This window comes from Parashewanella spongiae, from assembly GCF_004358345.1.
Classification (GTDB): domain Bacteria; phylum Pseudomonadota; class Gammaproteobacteria; order Enterobacterales; family Shewanellaceae; genus Parashewanella; species Parashewanella spongiae.
This window is the reverse complement of sequence record NZ_CP037952.1, coordinates 4,545,478-4,569,616: the sequence shown is the minus strand read 5'-3', so window position 1 is coordinate 4,569,616 and position 24,139 is coordinate 4,545,478. Positions and strand designations below refer to the sequence as shown.

Sequence of the window (24,139 nt, the reverse complement as noted above, 5' to 3'; positions counted from 1 at the left end):
ACAATTTAGGGTGATGGTAAATGAATATTATAATGAGTTTAGTAGGGATCGTTGTCCTACTTGGGATAGGTTATCTCCTATCTAATAACAGAAAAGCGATCAGTAAACGTGCTGTGGGCGGTGCTTTAGCCATTCAAGCGGCGTTTGGTGGTTTTGTTCTGTATATACCTGTAGGAAAAGACATTCTTAAAGGTGCTTCTGACGCAGTGTCTCACGTTATTAGCTACGCAAATAGTGGTATCGGTTTCTTATTTGGTGATTTAGCCAAATTTAAAGTAGGTTTTATCTTTGCGATTAACGTACTACCAATTATTATTTTCTTCTCATCATTGATCGCTGTACTTTATTACCTAGGTATCATGCAATGGGTCATTCGTATCATTGGTGGTGGTTTACAAAAAGCACTTGGTACTAGTCGTACAGAGTCAATGTCAGCAACAGCGAACATTTTTGTTGGCCAAACTGAAGCTCCGCTGATTGTTCGTCCATTTATTCCAACGATGTCTCAATCTGAATTGTTTGCAATCATGGTTGGTGGTCTAGCTTCAATTGCAGGTTCTGTGCTTGCTGGTTACGCGCAAATGGGTGTACCGATTGAATACTTAGTTGCAGCTTCATTCATGGCGGCACCAGGTGGTCTATTAATGGCTAAGCTGATGCACCCAGAAACTGATGACGTTAAAGATGACATGGTTGATCTTCCTGAAGATCCTGATAAGCCTGCTAACGTATTAGACGCTGCTGCTGCAGGTGCTGCTTCAGGTATGCATTTAGCACTTAACGTAGGCGCTATGCTTATTGCGTTTGTTGGCCTAATCGCTATGGTTAACGGCATCATCGGTGGTGTTGGTGGTTGGTTTGGTGTTGAAGGTTTAACACTAGAATTAATCCTTGGTTATGTGTTTATGCCGCTTGCATTCTTGATTGGTGTACCTTGGAATGAAGCACTTGTTGCTGGTTCATTCATCGGTCAAAAGATTGTTGTAAACGAATTCGTTGCTTACTTAAACTTTGCTCCATACCTACTTGATTCTTCTGCAGAAGGCTTTAAAGCTGTCGCTGAAACAGGTGTGGCAATGTCTGATCGTACTAAAGCTATCATTTCATTCGCATTGTGTGGTTTCGCAAACTTATCTTCAATTGCTATTCTATTAGGTGGTCTTGGTGCTATGGCTCCAAATCGTCGTCACGACCTTGCTAAATTAGGTATTCGTGCCGTTATCGCTGGCTCTATGGCGAACTTAATGAGTGCAACTCTTGCAGGCCTATTCTTGGCTATGTAATGACTTTAGCAGCGACTTAGGTCGCTGCTATTTCAATCCTTTTTATCGGGGTTAATTCCAACCATATTTCACTGTTTTTCCTGTGTTATGCCTTAAACGGCAGTTCAGCTAAAAATAAGATTATTAACTATCAAATAATAATTTTAAAAAGTTGATAACGCATTTTAAACAAAATTGCGATTTTGTTCACATTTAAGAATTTTGAGTTCATATTTTTACGTTAATATTATTGTGCTTTTAGCCAATAGAGGTAAAATGCGAACGCCATAAAAAAAGAACGCTACCCACGAAGGTAGCAAATCAAAATAATGGGGTTGATGATGAAAAATGTTAAAATGTTGGCTTTAGCCGGTGCGACTTTTGCTGCTATGACAGCTGGTTCAGTTCAAGCTGAACAGTACTATGGTTTCATGGATGTTTCATTAAACTATTTAGATTGGAGCGATAAAGCTGAAGATCGTTCTAATAACGGTTTTGGTGGTGCTAAAGAAGATTTCTTTTACCTAGAAATTGAAGGCGGAGCAGGTTACGACTGGGGTGACGTTTATGGTTTTGTTGATTTTGAAAATCCACAAAATACTAACACTTCAGAGCGTGATTTTAGTGGTGCTCCAGTAACTGATTCATTCAGAATTGCAGCCAAAGGCTCTATCGCTTACAACATCGGTAAATCAAACTGGAATGCATATGGTCATATTTACAGCCTGACTGTGGGCGGCGAAGGTTTCTTTGATCAGAATATTGTTGTTGGTGCAAGCTACGATATTAATACTGAATCAGGTTTTTGGATGAAACCGTTTTTAGGTTTGCATTATGAAAACCAAACTTTCTCAGGTTCTGGTTTCAATGGCTATATGGCGGGTTGGGTTTTAGGCTATAACTTTAAAGCTATGGGACAAGATTTCATGGTGAGTCAGTGGCATGAAACTGAATTTGCTAGAGAAGACCAATTCCGTGGCAATGGAACAGAACATACATTGAAATCAGTAGGCCAAAACGGTGCTGTTGCATTATGGTGGAATATGACACCTAAATTCACTACAGGTATTCAATATCGCTATGCAGATAATAAGCTAGGTACTGCTGCGTACCACGATGCGATTATTTATACTGCAAAATACAATTTCTGATTGTAGATGATAAAGATAGAGCTGCTTTTGCGGCTCTATTAACTTTATGAGTTTTTATTCGAATTAGACTTAGTTCACAAAGTGAATTCAAATAAAAGTTTATATTTTTCTCGCGTTAAAATGGAGTTTTCGCGGAAAAGTGGATTTCAATCATTCCTCTCTTCCGGTCTTCAAGGATTCAAGTCGTGGCTTAATTGTCAAGATAGTCACTGCGCCTTGCATTTAATTAATGCGAGCGTGTGACATTGAATACTTCTGATTTTATGCCAGTACATGCTGGCGGCACGATCTAAGAACCGGCTACAAAACAAATATTAAATACTAATTGCCTTTCGAAGGATTGTGCCAAGCACAATATTTTGTCTATTTATTGTTTGGAGAAAGCATATGACTGATTTAAAACAAGCTGCACAACGTGGCATTAGCCTAATGGATTTAACCACGTTAAACGATGACGATACCGATCAAAAAGTTATCGAACTATGCCATAAAGCATTGACTCCGGCAGGCCACACTGCTGCAATTTGTATTTACCCGCGCTTTATTCCTATTGCTCGTAAAACCCTTAAAGAACTGGGCGCAAAAGATATTCAAATTGCTACCGTAACAAACTTCCCACATGGTAACGATGATATTCAAATCGCATTAACGGAAACCTTGGCTGCGATTGCTTATGGCGCTGACGAAGTAGATGTTGTTTTCCCATATCGCGCATTAATGGCTGGGAACGAAGAGATTGGTCTTGAACTTGTTAAGGCTTGTAAAGAAGCGTGTGCTGAAAGTGACGTTTTACTAAAAGTTATCATTGAATCTGGTGTGCTTAAAGATCCTGCGCTTATTCGTAAGGCTTCAGAGATTTCAATCGATGCAGGTGCCGATTTCATTAAAACGTCAACAGGTAAAGTACCTGTTAATGCAACGCTTGAAGCGGCTGAAATCATGATGACCGTCATCAAAGAAAAGAATACCAAGGTTGGTTTTAAACCTGCTGGAGGCGTTCGTGATGCTGCAGCAACAGCCGAGTTCTTAGGCGTAGCAACTCGCTTATTAGGCGAAGATTGGGTCACACCTCGAACATTCCGATTTGGTGCATCAAGTTTGTTAAACAGCTTATTACATACGCTAGAACTTGCTCAAGCTCCCAAACCTAACCAAGGCTATTAATTGCAAGAGAAGCAAAGCGAATAACTGTGATCAAACTCCATTTGGTCACAGTGAAATTTAGATAATATTGCTCGTAATATTACTACAGTTTTGTTTTTAATCTTGCAAAGATGACCGTTAGTTGAAACGATACTAACGGCTATCGGGAGGCGGTATTATGTTTCTAGCTCAGGAAATTATTCGTAAAAAACGTAACGGACAAGCGTTAACTACTGAAGAAATTCAATTTTTTGTTAAAGGTATTACGGACCACAGTGTTTCAGAAGGGCAGATTGCTGCGCTTGGAATGGCGGTGTACTTTAATGACATGAATATGGATGAACGTGTTGCTATTACTACAGCAATGCGTGATTCAGGAACGGTACTAAACTGGGACGCATTAGGGCTAGACGGCCCAATTATCGACAAACACAGTACTGGTGGTGTCGGTGATGTTATCAGCTTGATGCTTGGCCCTATGGCGGCAGCCTGTGGTGGTTACGTACCTATGATTTCTGGACGTGGGCTAGGGCATACTGGCGGTACACTCGATAAGTTTGATGCCATTCCTGGTTATCAAACCGAGCCAGACAGCGCTCTTTTTCGCAAAGTGGTTAAAGAAGCGGGTGTGGCGATTATTGGTCAAACTGGTGACTTAGTGCCTGCGGATAAGCGTTTTTATTCAATACGAGATAATACTGCCACGGTTGAATCAATTTCATTGATCACCGCATCAATACTTTCTAAGAAGCTGGCAGCGGGTTTAGACGCCTTAGCGATGGATGTGAAAGTAGGCTCGGGTGCCTTTATGCCAACTTACGAAGCGTCTGAAGAGTTGGCACGGAGCATTACTGCTGTTGCTAATGGTGCAGGTACTAAAACAACCGCTTTGCTTACCGACATGAACCAAGTGCTGGCATCCTGCGCAGGTAATGCTGTTGAAGTTAAAGAGGCCATTGACTTTTTAACGGGGCGTTATCGTAACCCCCGCCTATACGAAGTAACCATGGGCTTGTGTCAAGAAATGCTGGTATTAGGTGGTATCGCTAAAAATGCCGTTGAAGCGCGTAATAAACTGAACACAGTGTTGGAAAATGGCCGAGCGGCTGAAATATTTGGTAAAATGATTTCTGGCTTAGGTGGCCCGACAGATTTTATTGAATCTTACGATAAGTATTTGCCACAAGCATCAATCATTCGTCCTGTATATGCGGATGGAAGTGGTTTTGCTCATAGTATGGATACTCGCGAACTTGGCTTAGCCGTTGTAACCTTAGGTGGTGGCCGACGTAAGCCCGGTGATGCACTTGACTACAGCGTGGGATTAACTCAAGTTTGTGCCTTAGGCGAGCAAATAGATGCTGATAAGCCGATTGCCATGATACATGCGCAATCAGAAGCGGCATTTGAAGAAGCCTCGTTGGCTGTTAAAGGCGCCATTAAAATTAGTGATACAAAACCTGAAAAACAGATTGAGATATATAAAGCCATTCGAGCTGAAGATCTGTAAAGGAATAAGCAAATGAAAAGAACTGTTATATTGATGCTCGACTCCTTTGGGATAGGCGCTGCTGGTGATGCCGAAGCATTTGGTGACGTAGGTTCAAATACTTTTGGCCACATAGCCAAAGCCTGCGCCGAAGGTAAAGCAAATGATGGACGTGAAGGGCCATTAAATCTTCCTAACCTTGCTAAGCTCGGATTAGGGCATGCTGGTAAAGAGAGCACGGGGCATTTTGCTTCAGGTTTTGATGAGAATGTTGAACTGATTGGCACTTATGGTTACGCCGCTGAAATCAGTACAGGTAAAGATACCCCGAGTGGGCATTGGGAAATAGCCGGCGTACCAGTATTATTTGACTGGGGCTACTTCACTGATTTAAATCACTCATTTCCAAAAGGGTTAACCGATAAAATACTTGAACGGGCAGGACTAGATGGATTCCTAGGTAATTGCCATGCTTCAGGAACGGCTATATTAGAGGAGTTGGGTGAAGAGCACATGCGCAGCGGTCATCCTATTTTTTATACTTCGGCTGATTCAGTATTCCAAGTTGCTTGTCATGAAGAGTCTTTCGGCTTAGACAATCTTTACAAACTCTGTGAAATTGTCCGTGAAGAGCTTGAACCTTATAATATTGGTCGCGTAATTGCTCGACCATTTAATGGTGCCAATGCAAAAGAGTTTGCTCGTACGGGCAATCGTCGTGATCTATCTTTAGAGCCGCCTAGCAAGACTGTTTTAGATAAGCTGAAAGCAGCTGGTGGTGAGGTGGTAAGTGTAGGGAAAATTGCCGATATTTACGCCCATTGCGGGATCACTAAAAAAGTAAAAGCAAATGGCTTAGAAGCTCTATTTGACGCAACATTAGAACAAGTGAAGCAAGCGAATGATCGCACGATAGTCTTTACTAACTTTGTTGATTTTGACTCTCATTATGGTCATAGACGAGATGTTGCTGGTTATGCGCGTGGCTTAGAATACTTCGATTCACGTTTACCTGAATTGCTCGCTATATTGGAAGCCGATGATTTATTACTGCTGACAGCGGATCATGGTTGTGATCCAACTTGGCCAGGAACAGAGCATACTCGTGAACATGTTCCTGTTTTGGCGTTAGGTGCAGGGTTAAAGCCGGGTTCGTTAGGCGGAAGAGATACCTTTGCTGATATGGGACAATCCATCGCAAGTTACTACAAACTTGAACCGATGGAATACGGTAAGTCTTTCATTAGTTAATATTTTACTGAGCAGATTGAGTGGCTATTGTCTATTGATAGCACAATTTGTTCATGCTCTATTCAATTGAGTTAATTTGTTTAGAGTTTTTGATGACGATTTGATTTTAAGCGGGTAAGTTAACCCGCAACATAACACAAGGTTAAGACCTTAAAATTTTAATAGGGGTTATTTCCATGGCTACACCACATATTAATGCTGCTGATGGCGCATTTGCAGAAACTGTTTTATTTCCTGGCGATCCATTACGTGCAAAATACATTGCAGAAACATTTTTAGAAAATGTTGAGCAAGTTACTGATGTTCGTAACATGCTTGGTTTTACTGGTACTTATAAAGGAACACGAGTTTCGGTTATGGGTTCAGGTATGGGCATTCCTTCGTGTTCAATTTATGCGACCGAACTCATCAAAGATTATGGTGTTAAAAACCTGATCCGCGTGGGCACTTGTGGTGCGATCAGCCTAGACGTGAAAGTACGTGACGTGATCATTGGTATGGGCGCATGTACCGACTCACAAGCTAACCGTTTGCGCTTTAAGCAACAAGATTTTGCTGCTATTGCTGATTATGGCCTAATGAAAGCCGTCATAGATTCTGCTGAAAAGCGTGGCACAAAGACTCAAGTCGGAAACGTTTTTTCTGCTGATCTTTTCTATACGCCATTGCCTGAAATGTTCGATACCATGGAAAAAATGGGTGTCTTAGGCGTTGAAATGGAAGCGGCGGGTCTTTACGGTGTTGCACATGAATTAGGCGCTAAAGCGCTTTGTATCGTTACTGTATCTGATCATATCCGTACCGGTGAAGCGACAAGTTCTGATGAGCGTCAAACTACTTTTAACGACATGATTGAAATGACGTTGGATGCAGTTGTTGAGCTTTAACGCTTATCATTTGACGTTAAAAAGGCCGCATATGCGGCCTTTTTAATTTGAGAGCTTGAATTAAGGTTTACGATTAACTCGATATACTGAAATCTAGCGTTACCTTCAAATCTTCTGCTTTTACTGCTTTTCCATTTTCAAATTTAGGAGCAAAACGCCATTTTTTTAATGCCTTAAGTGACGCTTTCTCAAACCCTTTTCCCCCTTTAGAATCTATAATTTTTGGATTAGTCACAATGCCAGATTCATTAATGGCAAATGACATGGTTACAAAACCACTTTTGCCTTGTTTAACTGCCGTCATGGGGTATTGGGGTGACATTCTGAAAATCGGGATTTGCTCTTGGGAATCATTCCAAGGTTTCATTTTTCCAATAGCTATGCAGTGCTTAGTAGAAGCATCACTGTTTTTTCTCCTTTCATAAAGCTCAACAAGCATAGCATGTGATGCGAGTTCGTAAGGATGACTATAATCTAATGTTTCTAATTGCTTAATGACTTCTAAAAACAAAGCTTCGGCTTGATTGTATTTTTGAGATGCTAAACGTATTTTAGCTACGGAATAACTTGCTTGAATTCGCTCTACTGAGTTTTCGGGAAGCTTCTCTTGATAAACTTCAAGTGCATTTAAAGCATAATTACGAACTTTTTTTGAGTAATACGGACTTTGTTTTAGTAAATTAAATGCAGCATATTTAGTTTGCGCAATAAGTAATTCGTCATTGGTATCATTTGCAATTTCAAAAGCTTGATTTAAGTGTTTTTTAGAAATGGAGCGATTTGATGCGACTCTAGACAGATTGAGATAGGGTTCTATTAACTGAACGGGTTCGCTAGGATAAGCTTTTTTGTAGAGAGATAATGCTTGTTGGTATAAATCGTAAGCTTGTTTTTTTTCTTGAGAAATCTTCTTATGGCTTTGTGCAGTATTAGCCACTGCAGAAGCAAAGTTAGAAACGAGTGCTGCTTGATTCGAAAAGTCATTTTTGTATACATTTTTGCCTAATAAATAAGCTTGTTCTGCTTTGTTCACAACAGCTTGTCTATCTTTACCCTCAAGAGCCGTTTGGTAAGCTTCATAAGCTTGTTTAAATGTTACAGGTTCAATGTCTTCTGCGTGTGAGAAAGAGCTATATAAAATACAACTTGCTAGAGCAGGCATGATGTATCTTTTGGTATTGATTTTCATTGGATGAATTCCATTTCTAATTGTTATCGCAAGTAATTTAACAAATTTGTAGCGTTAGTGTTACTTTTTTATTCTTTGATTAAATTTTTGAGCTGTTACTTGTCGATCAAATGCGGCGCGTTTATACGATAACGCTCGGCTGAGTAAAATGCCGATTAAACCAGCGACTAATAACATGATTTGCTGCTGCTGCATGTTCATCTGATGGGCGGTTTTGATTTCTTGAAAAAAAATATTTCGGTCAAGTCTTAACTCAACAAAACCTACACTTTCATCATTAATGATGATGGATTCAACATAGGGTGGGTAATCGTCGAGCAGAGACAACATTTCTTGTGAGTCTGGGGCTAAACCGAGGTCAGTGACACTAGTTGAAAAGGCGAGCCTGAGACCTTGAGCATCATAAATGGTTGCCGATATGACCTTTGGGTCTCTTGTTATGGTGTTAGTCAACCATTGCAATTGTTCATCTTCTTGTAATTGAATGGCGGGTGTCGCGCCATATACGGTTTGCTTTACCAACATGCGAGCCATTTTTTCTGTTTGCGAATTAAGTAATTGCTGGCCTTGGAGTAAACTTGCTTGCCAGAGCTGGATAAGACCGAGTATAAGTAATACAGCAAATAATAGTTGCATCACTCTGCTGATTTTATGGATTTTTTTTAACCCTCTAAGATGTAACACTAAGCACCTCACCGTACAATAAAAATACAAAGCAGTAATGCAGGAGATTGACATCCATGTTGAGCAGCAAGCCAAGTAACGCATTTTTTAAGTGGTTAAGTGAATCAAATGGTGCAGTTTATAGCGACTTACAGAACGACATACACCGTTATCAAGAAGGGGACTTGCCTAAAACATCTGTTCGAATCATACGATTGATATATAGCCAAGGTCAAACTCAAGAAATAGTAGAAAATTGGTTATCAAATATAGGCTCGATTTGCTATGTGTGTCGTTTAGAAAGAACCGTTACTCTACTTGGAATTGAAGTCGCAATTTGCGAAAGCGAAAATTTTGGTGATCTGTCCGTTTTGAGTGGTTGTGATGATTTGATTGTTTTTGAAGTTAAAAAACGTTTGCCTTCATTAAACCAACCCGGCTTATTAGTCATGGATATGGACTCAACCGCTATTCAAATAGAATGCATTGATGAGTTAGCGGAACGAGCAGGGGTTGGAAAAGCCGTTTCTGAAATTACAGAATTAGCGATGCAAGGTGAATTAGATTTTGAACAAAGCTTACGTAAGAGAGTAGGGTTGCTAAAAGGACTAAATGAGAGTGTAATAAATGAATTGTGCAATGCCTTACCTTTGACAGCAGGGTTGATTGACATTGTTACTGTGCTTAAATCTTATGGTTGGCATATTGCAGTTGCTTCAGGTGGTTTCACTCCATTTGTACAACATTTAAAAGATACTCTTGGCCTTGATGCCGCTTACGCCAATAACTTAGTCGTTGAAAAGGGAAATGTAACAGGTGAGTTATCCGGTGAGATTGTTGATGCAGAATTCAAAGCCCATGTCGTTGATATCTTAGAAAGCAGATACAAAGTAGAACATGGGCAAATTATAGCAATTGGTGATGGTGCGAATGATATTCCAATGTTGAACTCTTCGGGCTTTGGTATTGGTTACTTTCCTAAATTACAACTTAAAGTTGTTGCTGATGCATGTATTGAAAAGTTTGATCTGAGAGTGCTCTTGTTTTTCTTAAGTAAGTAACCGATTTTCTGTTTTGTTTATTTCTTAAGCTGAATGGTGTTTATTTTATCTGGTTGATTGGTTTTAGCTTTTTGTGAGTGTTGTTTGCAGTGAGTGTTAAAAATACTAAAGTAAGTTGGTTTATTCCAGAAGAAAGTATACCAATGAGTTCTCGTCACTCCAGCGCAGGCTGGAAACGAAGTAACGACAGTTTTGTATGTCGGTAGTCTAGTGCCTTTGCTTTTTTCTATAAAAAGTCGCTGGTATGACAAAGACTGGTATTTTCTAAATCGCTAGATCCCTAAGGGACGCTGCGGAAGAAAGTATACCGATGAATCCTCGTCACTCCAGCGCAGGCTGGAGTCTAGTGCCTTTAAGCTTTTCTATAAAAGTCACTGGATACCAGCCTTTGCAGGTATGACAAAAAAAATTTAAAATATTGATTGGTACTTTCTAAATCGCTAGTTCCCTAAGGTAAATTTATCAGCCAGCATTATCTACCGCTCACACACTTAACTGGTTAGACCTCTTTGTTCGAATTATATAAGTATTTCGAAATCATCTTCTAAAAATTCTTTTATGCTTTGTATATAGAGATTATTAGTAAAGCAATGCGTATGAATTACACCAAAAGTTCAGCTAGTTGTTAGGTGTATCATTTATTCTATACTTAATTTAAACGAACTTATTTTAAGTATTTAATTTTGATGAGGAAGCCGGAATGTCCAGTCCAAAAGATGTCAATGTAAATCATCTAAATAGTTTTTCACATTTAGCCAGTGAAGATGAAAACCAGAAAAAAGATATGCTTAAAAAGTTTGCGGGCTTGCAAGCGTTTATGTCTTCCCCTTTAGACTCTGATCCAAAAGAAGATGCGGCATTAAAGAAAGGTATTAATGCGAACTTAATGTCATTTTATTCGGAGCAGTATCAAGAATTAAATAAAACTACAGATATTAAAAGCACCATTGATGTTGATCGACAGCTTGCTACAGAGGGAGACTCTGTATTATCTGGAGGTATTGCCGTGCTGTATTTGTTTATGAACTTACTTTCAGAACTTGCTGATAATAAGTATCTTCAAATGCAACAAAAAGCAAAAGTATCGAGAGACTCTCAAGATAAAGCGAATGAAGTGAATGAAAAAATTGCTGAAGTTGCAAAACAAGGAGCAGATGGCACGGCTACGTTACCACAGGATGTTATCGATTATATGAGAGATAACGGTATTATGATTGACGGCAAAGGAATTGGGAGTTATCTCGGGAAACCTATCAATCATCAAAACAATGTAAGTGTAACTTTAACCTCTTCTGATGGTAAAAAAATGCCAGTTCATCATTATGAGGGACAATATACGATTTATGGTCAAGGTGGGTATACTCCAGTGGAAAAAGCCATTGCAGATGGGACTATTACCAGTTTTGAAGGAAGTGAAGAACCTGGCTCTCCAATTACTTTGGTGAAAGACGGTGTGACGTATACTGGAGTAGCACCAAATTATGAAGAACTTTCTGAAGGAGTAACAGACGGCTTGGCCAACGTAAAACTAGACAAAGGTAAATTAGAAGCTGTAAAGGCGGCATTGGAGAATGTGTCAAATAGAGCTTCAGATTTTGTATCTCAGTCTCAGCTTCAACTTCAAAAAGTCATGCAAACTTACAATGTGACTGTCAGTTTACTTAACAGTATGCAGACCATGCTTGAAGAAATGAATAAATCTATTGCACAAAACGTTAGATAGTGTGGCTTTTAACCTAGACACACTACATATGTTTTGCAAGGAAGCAATCAACTCTGAGTTTATTCAAATCAGAGACCAAATAATTGTCTATGAAATTCTAGTAGCTCTTGATCGGGCTGCTTATGTTTTTCATTATCGGAATCATCATTTTTTCGATTCTTTTTTCCGTATACCTTATAAACTCGATTACTCAGTGCAACTTCGTAATTGCTACTACTAGGAGATTCTGATTCTGAATCTGAACCAAACACAGATTCAGAGCTTACTACTGAAGATCTGATTGAAGAAACCATAACTTTTCTCCGTGTAATGTGTGGAGTATTACCAGCCTACTTTAACTCAACTTTGAAACTTTGTTGAAAAACTGTTTAGATATTTTAACTATTTATTATAAAAATTTATCCTTATGCCAATCCGTATTCAGTGACTTTTGTTATTTTTCCAAAGACGCTAGGCTAGCGACATACAAAACTGTCGTCACTTGATTTTCTGCCCTTGCATAAATGGTGATAGCTTATCCTAAAAACATCAGTTGAACGCTGAGTATATGAGTAACTGTTTGAGCAATTGGATGATTTTATTATCATGTTTTTCACCCAATGAGTGAAATGCTCTACGCTCACAAGCATGCTAAAATGGCTGCTATCTGCGTTGTAACTTTTGCAAGTAGAATAACTACTTGCTGAAAGCTACGTCTTAATATCAGCCATTTCTTCTACGCTTGAGAACGCAGTCAACTGATGTTTCTAGGGAGCGCCACGAAGCGCTTTATTCTGTTGCGGGATTTGTCTTAACGTATACGCAGCCAAGCGATTACATGGCCATAAACCAGAGACAGCAACGTTATTATTTATAATAAGTCCATCAGGTTGAAACGTACCTGACGGGATAATTACCAGTTCATCCCGAAATCTGACGGGCATGCATAATGGGTAACCGCTATGACATGAAGCCCTGTGACAAAGGCCTTGAATAAAGGTTGAGATGCAATGTAGGCCGCAGCATCAAGCGAATTCAGTTAAGCGTCGTAAATCAAAAAATGAAGATGGGGAGTCTTTCCTAGTTGACGAACCCTGACACAAACAGAGAAGCAACTGGTAAATGCATCTGTTTGATCTTCCGGCGTAATATGAAGTGGCATGTATTGAAGGAAATAAAGTGAACGTGGGAGAGCCTGAGTGTTGGAAGGTAGTGACTTGCACTATCCGAATATAAGGTAAACCGAAATTTCAGATAGGGCGCTCAGGCAGTCGGATGAGCCCATAGTACCGTTAACCGTGAAGACAACATAACTTTACATCAGGGAAGGGGCTCAGTGTTACACCCGTTTTTTAACGTAACTTTTGAGGTGAAATTGCCATATGGCTAACACTCCAGTAAATATCAGAATATTACAGCGAAAACTTTACTTACGCTCAAAGCTTAACTCGGAGCTTCGATTTTACAGCTTGTACGATAAACTCAGTCGCCTAGATATACTCGAAGAAGCCTATCGACGATGCAAAGCCAATAAAGGCGGAGCAGGAATTGATGGCATCACATTCAGTTATCTAGAGCAGCAAAAGAAAGTCGTTGCGCTGTTAAAAGAAATTCAAACTCAATTACAACAGAAAAACTATCGACCTAGCCCAGTCAAACGAGTAGAAATACTCAAAGACAACGGCAAAACGCGGAAACTTGGGATCCCGATAATCAGTGACAGAATTGTGCAAATGGCGATGACAATAGTGATGCAACCCGTCTACGAACCTCATTTACATGAACACAGTTATGGTTATCGTCCATGTCGAAGCGCCCAGCAAGCGGTAAAAGTCATTGAAATGAGCCTAAAACAAGGCTATCAGCACGTACTTGATGCTGACTTGAGCGCCTATTTCGATACCATCCCGCACGCTAAGTTGATGGCAAAAGTAGAAAGGCGAATAAGCGACAGCAGCTTTCTGAGTTTGCTGAAAAGCTTTATCAAAGCGCCCATCAGCGTAGAGACGGTCAACAGAAAATGGCGAATAGAAGCAAGCCGATGTGGCACTCCGCAAGGCGGAGTTATCTCTCCACTACTGGCTAACATCTATCTCAACGATTTCTGTTTGAAAATACACGAAAAAACACCGTGTAAAATCGTTACCTATGCAGATGATTTTGTTGTACTCCATAAGCAAACCTACACACAAGAGCAACTGGACTGGATAACACAGCAATTAAGTGATGAAGGTCTGAAGCTAAATCAAAGTAAAACCCACTGTGTGGATATGGGAAAGCTGATGAATGAGTTTGATTTCCTCGGTTTTAACTTTCAACGGATCACAGGCCTCATCAAAGGCACCAGTTACATCAAGATAGAGGCGTCTAAGAAGAGCCAAACAAAGCTGAAAAATAAAATCAGAGACATAGTGAAACACCGAACCTCAAATACACTTGGCGTACTGATAAATAAGGTTAATCAAGTTCTGAGGGGATGGAAACACTATTTTGGTGGGATAGGTTATCCCAGAGGTGTATTTTTCAGAATAAATGGATTTGTAGTAAACCGGTTCTATCGCTGGCATCGTCGCTTAAGTCAACGTCGAAGCAAGTATCTATCACGAGGTGCTTACGAAAAATTACGCCAAGCTGGTCTTGAGTATTTACCCACGACAAGATGATAAGCAAAGTGAAGGGGCTGAGAGAAGTGTAACAACAGAGCCGTGTGAGGGAAAACCTCATGCACGGAATCGAAGAGGGGCTGCTGGATAAGCGATAGCGAAGCCAGTAGCCTACTCTACTTAATGAATCCAAGGTGTTGTAGGAAGTATTTTAAATTCATCTATATCTGTTGTTGTTTATTATTCTATTGCATCTTGTTGATTTTATTTGTAAAAATATCGATTTATGGTTTCGGCTGTACAGTCTAATAACTCTCCAACCCCGACAGTTTGCCAAAGTTTTTCGTCTAAATTTTTAGCTTTGTGTGCAGCATGTACCGAGATATATTCACGTTCCTGTTCGATATATTTTAAATCCGGCTTTCCCGTTGCGCCGAATAACACTCTTATGGCAATAAACTTGCCGAGTTTTTGACTTAATGAGATGAAATTATGTTTTTCTTCTGAATTGTTGAATTCGCTAACTGGTACAAACTTGACTTCAAATTGAGCTCTAGATTGTATGGATAAACGTACAAAAATATCGATTGAATGCATTTCTTGAGATGACTTAGCTTTTCTAATCTTAGGCAATAAATCAGATTTAAATAAGCCACCAGCAAAAAGTGGGGCGAGATTAAACTCTAATTTCTGTAGCGTGTCGTTGGTGAATAAATCATTAATTAAATTTGCATTTTTACTTAAACCAAGCATTGACAACTTTGCAGATTTTGTCGTTTTTTCTATAAAGAATAAAGTTGATGGTAAGTTTCTCATTAGCAAGTTTTTAAGCCCATCTGACAACTCTTTGATATCGTCATCTGACTGAGTTAATCGGGTGAGTTTATCTTGGTTGTGAATAATGAGTCGATTTAAAAATTCAACACCAACATGAGGAGCATGATTGATCATCGCTGTTAAATGAAGGACTCGTCCTTTTCGTCTTTTTTTCACAAGCTTATATGGCAACGCTGTTAATTGAGTTTTGCCAGCCAGTGATTGAAGTTTAGGTAGTGCTACGGTGATAGGTGTGTTTAGTTCAAAATCGCAATCGTTTTCTAAGGTAACTTGAAACCCTTTTGTCGAAATATCCACAGACATACCTGTTATTGATTTTTTGTCTTGGGTCATTTCAATTTGAGTTTTGAATGAATAACGAGACTCTTGTCGGCGCTCTGTAAAATTGAGAGAAATATATTTAATATCACTCTTTGTGGCTTTAGTTTGAGCAAACAATTTTAGTTGATTGGCGTTGCCCGTTGAGATCCAGCTTTTATAATCATCTTTTGAGTCTTTATGAGTTAAGTCAATGAGATTAATGACATGGCTGAGCTGAGAAAGTTGTTTCTCTGTGAGCGGTGTATATTGGCGTTCATCACCAGGTAGAATTGCCGCTTTATAAGAAAGCGAATGATTAATGGTTTTGGCCGCGATTTGGAAAATTCGCCAGCTTGCTTTTTGGGATCCAAACCGGAAAAACAAGTGTTGTAGATTATGCTGTTTAAGCTCGAACAGCGAGGCAGAATAAAAGTAGACTTTTTCATTTACAACATGTTTAAAGCAATAAATAAGGCTATGGTCAAAGTTTTCAATATCGGCATTATGGCTTTGAATGCGCTCAGGCGTGAGCATTTTACTGAGTTGACAAATTTCTTTCTCATTCAAAAAATAGTTCTTGATGCACTGATTCTCAGCACCTAGCAAGCCATGTGAAACACTGTGATTTGTAGCGTTAACAAATAATGCTAAATGTCGGTAGTGCGGTAAGTAATGGCGCTCGTATCCGAGAGCAAGCGAGTTAGTATAAACTTCATTAACATCGACTTTATATCGGTACTTAAAGCCCTTAATTAAATTCGCTAATATTTGAGATAAATCTTCTGAACCACTAATACGTTTTAGACGCATTATGCAATGCTCGTGGTTCGACTCAACGTCGACAATTTGATATTCGATACCTTGATGAAGATCTTTGTAATAGTACTCTTCATTAATTTCAATGAGTTTAACGAGTATTGGTTGTGTTGTATCAAACCCATGCTTTTTAGGTATTCGGATCCGCGCTCCACCTACAGACAAGTCTAAGGTCGTACCCTTTAGCTCATTCTTACCGGATTGAAACGCTGTGATATGAATGCTGTAATTCATTCTTTCTTCACAGCGATTAAAATAAGTGCCAAGGATGATACCTGGAACTGAATAATCGTTTTGATCATCAGTATTAACCGATGATTGTTTTTTGTCTTTTAAGCGCTGTTTGTGTGAATTAAGTACTTCTTCGTAAACACCAATCGTGTACTGTTGGTGATAGCGACTTACTGATTCTAAAAAGGCTTGTTTTGAAGGCGCATCAAGAAGATGAGTTTGCTTTTTAAATACAAGGGGCTCACAAGGTAAATCTGTTTTATCTCTTAAATCAATTATTCGGTTGCAAGTTGATGCGAGTCGGTTCAACTCCATTTTGAGCAGAAAACGATTTGTATTTGATTCTGTTGAGGTGAGTTGATCAAAAAACTCTGGAAATTCAGGTTCCATTAATAATGGTTTTAATTGCTCTATCAGAGCCTCTTTTACTTCTTCAAAACTCATATGGTCAGTTCTTTGTCGTGCTTACTAATCGGAGCCTATTAGGCTTACTCATTAAGTTTGTTATAATTTCGCTTGAGAAGTTGAACAACTAGATTCATTCAACATATTAGCACTAAAATAAAGCAATAATAATGCCAAACGCACTGGTTTGGTGAGTTGAGTTAATTACGCCCTCTAGGCAAATGGAACATAAATTTTTATGGCGAAAGTGAAAACAGCATTTGTATGTAATGAATGTGGTCAAGACTTCCCACGCTGGCAAGGTCAATGCACAGCTTGTAAAGAGTGGAACACCATATCTGAACTGAAAATATCAGCCAATAAGCCTGCTCGTTCGTCAATATCTGGTTATGCTGGTGAAGTTGGCGGTGGCGCTAAAAAGTTGAGCGAAGTAGCTGGTGTTGAAGCTGAAAAATTGCTGACAGGTATCGGTGAGTTAGATCGAGTGTTGTGCGGTGGCTTGACTTCAGGTTCGGTAAATATCATATCTGGTGATCCAGGTGCCGGTAAAACGACATTGTTGTCAGCTTTGGTTGCCTTAATGTCCCAAATCATGCCGTCATTATACTGCACGGCCGAAGAATCATTGTCACAATTCAAGAATCGCGTAAATAGGTTAAAACTTAACTACAGTGAAGATACTTTGTACTTATTATCTGAAACGAGTGTAGAAGCCATCATCGAAGAGCTTGAAGCCAAAAAAGTAAAATTTGCCGTTATTGACTCAATTCAGGCTGTGGTTACTGAAACCGCTAATGGCAGCCCAGGCTCGCCGTCTCAGGTAAAAAGCTCGGCTCAAGCACTGACTCAGTATTGTAAAAAAAATAATGTCACTATGTTCATTATTGCTCACGTAAATAAGAATAATGAAATTGCGGGCCCTCAGACATTAGTGCACATTGTTGATTCTTTGCTTCATATTGATACAAATGATGGTCAGATCCGTACATTACGCGCAAATAAGAACCGTTTTGGTGATGTTGATACCGTTGGTATATTCCGTATGAGTGAGCGAGGGATGACGAGTGTTGATAATCCAAGCGAAATCTTTTTGTCAGGTTCGTCCACTGATTCATCTGGCTCTGCAATTACTTGTATTCGAAAAGGCAATCGTAACCTACTGCTTGAAATTCAATGTCTAACGACTGAAACAGAAACGGAATTTCCACAGCGTGTTTGTGTTGGCTTGAATATGAATCGGATTAAAATGTTGACAGGGATCCTACGCAAGCACACCAAAACCAAAATATTCCATGATACTTTTTTTAATATCGTTGGCGGACTAAAAATTGATGAATCTGAAACCTGTATTGATCTTGCTTTAGTAGCTGCATTACTCAGTAGTTTGAATGAGTTTGTAGTACCGAGAACAACTTGTATTATGGGTGAGTTAAGTTTAAATGGCGATGTGCGACCGATAGACAGTGGTGTACCAAGAGTGAAAGAAGCGGCTCAACATGGATTTACAGAGATTTTTATTCCTTACCGTAATTACCATAAATCTATGGAAGGTTTGGGAGCAAAAATTACTCCCGTTAAAACGATTCATGAATTGCTAGAATTGATCAACTAAACGAACAAAGTTTGCAGGGAATGTTCCCTTATAAATTGTGGTAGCTCTCTATGCAGTAAATTAGGGTTGCCACAGTTGAGTTCGACTAAGCGTTTTAAGTGCCCCATACTTTCGACATCGATATCGATGCAACGTAAACCTAGCTGTTTTTCACTGCTATAGACAATTTTAGCATCCATCGAAATTTCGATGTCTGTTGAAGGCAAAAACAGTGATAACTTGAATGTTTTATTTGGTATATCAGTGAAATTGTTAGGTCGCTGTATGAGCGCGCCGTTTAGACTAAGATCATGAACCTGTGTCTGCCAGAATGTTGGTAGATGAGATAATGTAGCTTTTGCTTGAAACAATACTCGAGAAAACTTACGTCTATCATCCATGAAATACCTCTAAATCTTTGTGTTCCGTCGTTGTCAGTGCGTTGTAATGTCTCGTTTTTACTTCACTCTGGTATCTTGATTATCAAACTGTAACATAAAATAAAATACTGTTAACTTTAACTGACATTGCGCACACGGAATAGTTATGCAGTTAAGGTTGAATAAGAAATCACTTTTTGTCTATGTTTTACTTAAAATTAACCGATATGAACATTTTTATAACGAAAAAATGAGTAACCATTCATTAATTTTGGGTTTTTAATAGATGTGCTCAATGTCAGCTTTAATGAGTATGATCATAAATTTGAAATCTATAACAAGCATAGAGGATATTTTTTTATCCGGTTTGCTTTATCTACGATTAATAATTATTTTTTTAAGCTTCTATCGAATTACACAGTGAGTGGGTGATGTTTGCAAAATAAGATGTAGATCTAACTAATTTTGTATTGTCATCATATTGTCAAAATTCTTTGGCGAAATACAAAAGAGAAATCACTGTGGGATGTAGATGATGACTGTATCAAGGATTAAGAAAGGCTCAGTGACTCAGACCTTTGCACAAAAGGATGACACACTTACTCGCTTAAAAGCGGTGAAATACTCACAAACTTTGATAAAAAAACGATCTGTTACTCCGGAAGATGCAAGTTGCCAACCTTGGCTCGCAAAAAAGTTACAGAAAATGGGATTCACGATTGAGCTTTATAAAACTCAAGGCGTAAGCAATTTAATTGCATCTTTTGGAAGTGCACCCACGCGATTTGCCTTTGCTGGACATACTGATGTCGTGCCAGCCCCACAGCCAGAGTTATGGCAAGTTCCCCCCTTTGATGGTGAGATTGTTGACGATGAACTCATCGGCCGCGGAGCGGTAGATATGAAGAGTGCATTGGCGGTTATGGTTGCTGCAATGGAAGATGTGTTGGCTTCGGGTTACCAGCCTAAAACTTGTTGGCAATTTCTCGTAACGAGTGATGAAGAAGGTGAAGCGGAGTTTGGTACAAGAACTATCGTTGAGCGTTTAATACAAGATGATTCATTACCAGACTATTGTGTAGTGGGTGAGCCGACAAGCGATAGAAACACAGGTGATGTGATAAAAGTTGGTCGTCGTGGTGCCGTTTCTGCAACGATAATAGTTAACGGTAAGCAAGGTCACGTTGCCTATGCAGGTTATGCTGAAAATGCGGTTCACCTTGCATCAACTATTGTAAACACGCTTGAAAAAACAACGTGGGATGAAGGCTGCGATGATTTTCCTGGAACAGGGTTGCAGGTCACTTACATCAATTCAGGGGCATTTACGGACAATATCATTCCTGGACGTTGTGAAATTTGTTTCAATGTTCGTTATAGCCATCGATATTCTCTTGCAGACATTCAAGAAAAAATCATGAATCGTTTAATGGCGTTACCACTGAGTGAAGCCGCTTTACAGTCACTAGATATTAAGTGGGAGCGTCATTGTCAGCCTTATTTTACTCAAGATAAAAAACAAGACAGTTTGATTGCAAAAGCTGAGTTAGCGATACATTCAGTGACAGGGATCTTTCCTCGCTTATCAACTTCAGGTGGAACTTCGGACGGGCGTTTCCTTGCCAGTGATACCACTCAAGTGCTTGAACTTGGCTTACCCAATAAAACCATTCATCAAGTTAACGAACGTTCAAAATTGGCCGACATCCATCACCTATACCACATCTATTGCGAGCTGCTTCGCCAGTTTTAGTCAATTACTAATATGTAATGTCAGATTAACAAGATTGTTTTGGGGGACTGTTAAACTGTATTGTTAATTGAACAAGGCATTCAAATACCCCAATTAACTATTACTTATGTGTGTAAATCACTTAGCTCAGTCGTAATTGTGAGAATCTCATCTGTTTTTTGGCTTTTTAGTAGTTTACTAAGCTAAGGTATTTAAATAGTGACTTAAGGCGTATATTTAATAATCTATCATAGAGTCAATGCACTGTAGTTTTAAGGAATCATTTATGATCCTCGACGAAGTTGTTGAGTTATCCCGATGGCAATTTGCACTAACGGCGATGTACCATTTTCTTTTCGTGCCACTTACCCTCGGCTTGTCTATCTTATTGGCAATCATGGAATCACTTTATGTGATGACAGACAAGGTGATATACCGAGATATGACTAAATTCTGGGGAAAACTTTTCGGAATTAATTTCGCACTCGGTGTCACGACAGGGATCGCAATGGAGTTCCAATTTGGTACTAATTGGTCCTATTATTCTCATTATGTTGGTGATGTATTTGGGGCTCCATTAGCGCTTGAAGGTTTGATGGCTTTTTTCTTAGAGTCAACCTTTGTTGGCATGTTCTTCTTTGGGTGGGAGCGGTTCAGTAAACGCCAACATTTAGGCGTAACTTGGTTAATGGCGTTGGGGACTAACCTTTCTGCGTTATGGATCTTAATTGCGAATGGTTGGATGCAAAACCCAGTTGGTTCAGTGTTCAATTTTGAAACCATGCGAATGGAAATGACCAACTTTGGGGAAATTGTCTTTAACCCAGTCGCTCAGGTTAAGTTTGTTCACACGGTGGCTGCCGGCTATGTAACAGGTGCTATGTTTGTGCTGGCTATCAGTGCTTTTTATATCCTAAAGCAACGTGATTTACCTTTTGCACGTCGTTCATTTGCGATTGCTGCAAGTTTTGGGATGGCATCAATACTATCGGTGATGGTATTAGGTGACGAATCTGGCTATGAAGTAGGTGAAGTTCAGCGAGTGAAATTAGCCGCTATCGAGGCCGAGTGGCATACAGAATCGGCTCCTGCGGCTTTCACTATTATCGGTTTGCCAGATCAAGAAAAACAACATACTGAATATGCACTGAAAGTGCCTTATTTAATGGGGATCATAGCGACAAGAAGCCTTACTGAAGAAGTTACAGGTCTTCGAGATCTGATCAAAGAGCATGAAGTGCGTATCCGTAATGGAATGATCGCCTATGGTTTATTGGAAAGGCTGCGAAGTGGTGAAAAGTCACCAGAAGTGATTGCCCAGTTCGACGCAGTGAAAGGTGATCTGGGTTATGGGCTACTGCTGAAACGTTTTACTGATAATGTGGTCGATGCAACCGAAGAACAAATTAAAGCCGCAGCAAAAGATAGTATTCCTAGAGTCGCACCCATATTCTGGAGTTTTCGCATTATGGTGGGCTTTGGCGTGATCATGCTTTTCGTTTTCTTTGCGGCCTTTTGGCAAAGTACGCGCCATAAAATTGCCGAGAAAAAGTGGGTATTGAAAGCAGCGTTATACAGTTTACCACTTCCTTGGTTAGCCATTGAATGTGGTTGGCTGGTGGCAGAATACGGTAGACAGCCTTGGACGATATCTGAAATTCTTCCTACACATTTATCCGCATCGACACTAGACCCCAGTGAAATCTGGTTCAGTATCATCACTATTACAGTGTTTTATACCATTCTACTTTGTGTTGAAGTGTTCCTTATGCGTAAATTTATTTTGAAAGGACCAAGTAGCCTACAAACAGGGCGTTATCACTTCGAATCCCCAACGTCGCCAGCCGACACTCGTAAAACATAAGGAAACGACTATGTTGGATTATGAAATTATACGGCTTATTTGGTGGGCACTTATTGGTGTTTTGTTTATTGGTTTTGCAGTCACTGACGGTTTTGATATGGGCGTAGGGGCTTTGTTGCCGATTCTTGGGCATGATGATATTGAACGTCGAGTGATGATTAATACTGTTGCTCCCCATTGGGATGGCAATCAAGTATGGCTAATTACAGGCGCTGGAGCTCTGTTTGCTGCTTGGCCTATGGTTTATGCGGTTGCGTTTTCAGGCTTTTATCTTGCGATGATGTTTGTACTGTTTGCGCTGTATTTAAGACCTGTAGGTTTTGATTATCGCTCAAAGATCCAAGATCCAAGATGGCGCACCACTTGGGATTGGGCATTATTTATTGGAGGCGTTGTCCCTCCGTTAATCATTGGTGTTGCTTTTGGTAATTTACTTCAAGGTGTGCCGTTTACCTTAGATGAGTATTTAAGAGCCAACTATCATGGGAGCTTTTGGCAACTACTTAATCCATTTGGTTTGTTGGCGGGTTTGGTTTGTGTGTCTATGTTTGTTATGCAAGGAGCAACATGGCTACAAATGAAAACAGAGGCACATTTACGGGCGAAGGCTGCGATCGCGAGCCAGATCAGTAGTGTCGTGTTTTTATTATGCTTTGGAGCTGCTGGTATATGGTTAATTCTAGGTATTGATGGCTATGTTGTGCAGTCAGGGCTTTCACCAACAGGCGTTTCTGATCCTCGTGTTAAACAAGTTGCTATTGAGGCTGGTGCTTGGTTAATTAATTATGAACGATACCCATTGAGTTTAATGCTGCCTATTCTAGGCTTGATGTTCCCTATTATTGTATTGCTTTGTAGCAGGTTTAATCGTTCAGGTTGGGCGTTTTTCTCAAGTTCAATTACCATTTCGATGGTTATACTCACATGCGGAGCCGCTATGTTTCCATTTGTTATGCCATCGTCATTATCACCAAACATGAGTTTAACCATGTGGGATGCAACGGCCAGCCAAAAAACGTTAACTATAATGACAATTGCCGCAGGGATTTTAGTGCCAATTATATTGAGTTACACCATTTGGACGTACATGAAAATGTTTGGCCGATTAACCCGTAAACACATTGAAGAAAAACAAGCATCACTTTATTAGAGGGAACACAGTATGTGGTATTTTAGTTGGATATTAGGTGTCCTGTTGGCATGCTCTTTTGGGATCATCAACGCATTGTGGTTAGAAAATACTGAAAATATGGATCGAGAAAGTGTAGATGACTAGGGGCTGTTTATCTTTCAGGATTAAATTTTGTGCTATTTGAGCGTTTATCTGTTCAAGGCGTAAGCCGTGAAGCTTAGTCATCTAAGTAAACGGGTTACAACACAGAATAGTGAACGCTCAAAAGCATCTCTGACAGCGTAAATTGGTCATTTCTACTGCGTTATCGCTTGCTTATTTGAAATACCAAACCGCATAAGCTCTGTCTTGTATAAACGACCAATTTATCGCTGCAAAAATAATCACGAAAGATAAACAGCCCCTAGCTTGGCTTCAATTGGTATCAAGGAACTGTCCCAAAATAACTTC

General features: G+C 39.6%; 19 protein-coding genes. 14 read left to right on the top strand and 5 right to left on the bottom strand.

Features of this window, described 5'->3' with window-relative positions; genetic code table 11:
• Positions 1-20: 20 nt before the first annotated feature.
• From E2I05_RS18150 to deoD, 6 genes are all read left to right on the top strand, one after another.
• Positions 21-1,283 carry a NupC/NupG family nucleoside CNT transporter gene (locus E2I05_RS18150; protein ID WP_121854713.1) on the top strand — a complete coding sequence of 421 codons (1,263 nt, stop codon included), beginning with the start codon at positions 21-23 and terminating at the stop codon, positions 1,281-1,283.
• 317 nt (positions 1,284-1,600) lie between these two features.
• A complete protein-coding gene (locus E2I05_RS18145; protein ID WP_244935398.1) occupies positions 1,601-2,413 on the top strand; it encodes an outer membrane protein OmpK in 813 nt (270 codons plus the stop codon).
• 387 nt (positions 2,414-2,800) lie between these two features.
• Positions 2,801-3,577, top strand: coding sequence for a deoxyribose-phosphate aldolase (gene deoC / locus E2I05_RS18140; protein ID WP_121854715.1), 777 nt, complete (start codon positions 2,801-2,803; stop codon positions 3,575-3,577).
• A gap of 157 nt (positions 3,578-3,734) precedes the next feature.
• The gene (gene deoA / locus E2I05_RS18135) at positions 3,735-5,066 is read left to right on the top strand and encodes a thymidine phosphorylase (RefSeq protein WP_121854716.1); all 1,332 of its coding nucleotides are present in this window, start codon (positions 3,735-3,737) and stop codon (positions 5,064-5,066) included.
• A 12-nt stretch (positions 5,067-5,078) separates the two neighbouring features.
• Positions 5,079-6,296 (top strand): phosphopentomutase, encoded by a 1,218-nt coding sequence (locus E2I05_RS18130; RefSeq protein WP_121854717.1) that lies wholly within the window; start codon positions 5,079-5,081, stop codon positions 6,294-6,296.
• Between the two features lie 176 nt (positions 6,297-6,472).
• On the top strand, positions 6,473-7,183 hold the full coding sequence (gene deoD / locus E2I05_RS18125; protein WP_121854718.1) for a purine-nucleoside phosphorylase: 711 nt from the start codon (positions 6,473-6,475) through the stop codon (positions 7,181-7,183).
• A 73-nt stretch (positions 7,184-7,256) separates the two neighbouring features.
• Here the strand turns inward: deoD and E2I05_RS18120 are convergent, their stop codons facing one another.
• Complete coding sequence (locus tag E2I05_RS18120) at positions 7,257-8,372, bottom strand: energy transducer TonB (RefSeq protein ID WP_121854719.1); 1,116 nt, start codon at positions 8,370-8,372, stop codon at positions 7,257-7,259.
• Positions 8,373-8,432: 60 nt separating this feature from the next.
• A complete protein-coding gene (locus E2I05_RS18115) occupies positions 8,433-9,056 on the bottom strand; it encodes an AhpA/YtjB family protein (RefSeq protein ID WP_121854720.1) in 624 nt (207 codons plus the stop codon).
• Positions 9,057-9,112: 56 nt separating this feature from the next.
• Between E2I05_RS18115 and serB the strand changes: the two genes are divergently transcribed.
• Together serB and E2I05_RS18105 are read left to right on the top strand one after the other, a co-directional pair.
• A complete protein-coding gene (serB, locus tag E2I05_RS18110; protein WP_121854721.1) occupies positions 9,113-10,096 on the top strand; it encodes a phosphoserine phosphatase SerB in 984 nt (327 codons plus the stop codon).
• Positions 10,097-10,796: 700 nt separating this feature from the next.
• On the top strand, positions 10,797-11,819 hold the full coding sequence (locus E2I05_RS18105; RefSeq protein ID WP_243641137.1) for a secretion protein EspA: 1,023 nt from the start codon (positions 10,797-10,799) through the stop codon (positions 11,817-11,819).
• A 68-nt stretch (positions 11,820-11,887) separates the two neighbouring features.
• Here E2I05_RS18105 and E2I05_RS18100 read toward each other — a convergent pair whose 3' ends face one another.
• Positions 11,888-12,112 carry a hypothetical protein gene (locus E2I05_RS18100; RefSeq protein ID WP_121854722.1) on the bottom strand — a complete coding sequence of 75 codons (225 nt, stop codon included), beginning with the start codon at positions 12,110-12,112 and terminating at the stop codon, positions 11,888-11,890.
• Between the two features lie 1,068 nt (positions 12,113-13,180).
• Here E2I05_RS18100 and ltrA point away from each other — a divergent pair.
• Positions 13,181-14,461: a group II intron reverse transcriptase/maturase gene (gene ltrA / locus E2I05_RS18095; protein ID WP_133309790.1), complete on the top strand. Its 1,281-nt coding sequence runs from the start codon at positions 13,181-13,183 to the stop codon at positions 14,459-14,461.
• A gap of 204 nt (positions 14,462-14,665) precedes the next feature.
• Here ltrA and E2I05_RS18090 read toward each other — a convergent pair whose 3' ends face one another.
• The gene (locus E2I05_RS18090; protein ID WP_121854856.1) at positions 14,666-17,029 is read right to left on the bottom strand and encodes a PilZ domain-containing protein; all 2,364 of its coding nucleotides are present in this window, start codon (positions 17,027-17,029) and stop codon (positions 14,666-14,668) included.
• A gap of 199 nt (positions 17,030-17,228) precedes the next feature.
• Between E2I05_RS18090 and radA the strand changes: the two genes are divergently transcribed.
• The gene (radA, locus tag E2I05_RS18085; RefSeq protein ID WP_121854857.1) at positions 17,229-18,602 is read left to right on the top strand and encodes a DNA repair protein RadA; all 1,374 of its coding nucleotides are present in this window, start codon (positions 17,229-17,231) and stop codon (positions 18,600-18,602) included.
• On the opposite strand, the gene E2I05_RS18080 is transcribed toward radA, so the two are convergent.
• Entirely contained in the window at positions 18,599-18,982 is a 384-nt protein-coding gene (locus E2I05_RS18080) for a PilZ domain-containing protein (protein WP_121854858.1), read from the bottom strand. The genes radA and E2I05_RS18080 overlap by 4 nt on opposite strands.
• Before the next feature lie 511 nt (positions 18,983-19,493).
• Here E2I05_RS18080 and dapE point away from each other — a divergent pair.
• The 4 genes from dapE (at position 19,494) to cydX (ending at position 23,833) form a co-directional block, all read left to right on the top strand.
• Positions 19,494-20,714: a succinyl-diaminopimelate desuccinylase gene (dapE, locus tag E2I05_RS18075; protein ID WP_121854859.1), complete on the top strand. Its 1,221-nt coding sequence runs from the start codon at positions 19,494-19,496 to the stop codon at positions 20,712-20,714.
• Between the two features lie 265 nt (positions 20,715-20,979).
• Complete coding sequence (locus E2I05_RS18070) at positions 20,980-22,557, top strand: cytochrome ubiquinol oxidase subunit I (protein ID WP_121854860.1); 1,578 nt, start codon at positions 20,980-20,982, stop codon at positions 22,555-22,557.
• A 10-nt stretch (positions 22,558-22,567) separates the two neighbouring features.
• A complete protein-coding gene (cydB, locus tag E2I05_RS18065; protein ID WP_121854861.1) occupies positions 22,568-23,707 on the top strand; it encodes a cytochrome d ubiquinol oxidase subunit II in 1,140 nt (379 codons plus the stop codon).
• Between the two features lie 12 nt (positions 23,708-23,719).
• Positions 23,720-23,833: a cytochrome bd-I oxidase subunit CydX gene (gene cydX / locus E2I05_RS18060; protein WP_121854862.1), complete on the top strand. Its 114-nt coding sequence runs from the start codon at positions 23,720-23,722 to the stop codon at positions 23,831-23,833.
• The last annotated feature ends 306 nt before the right edge of the window (positions 23,834-24,139 follow it).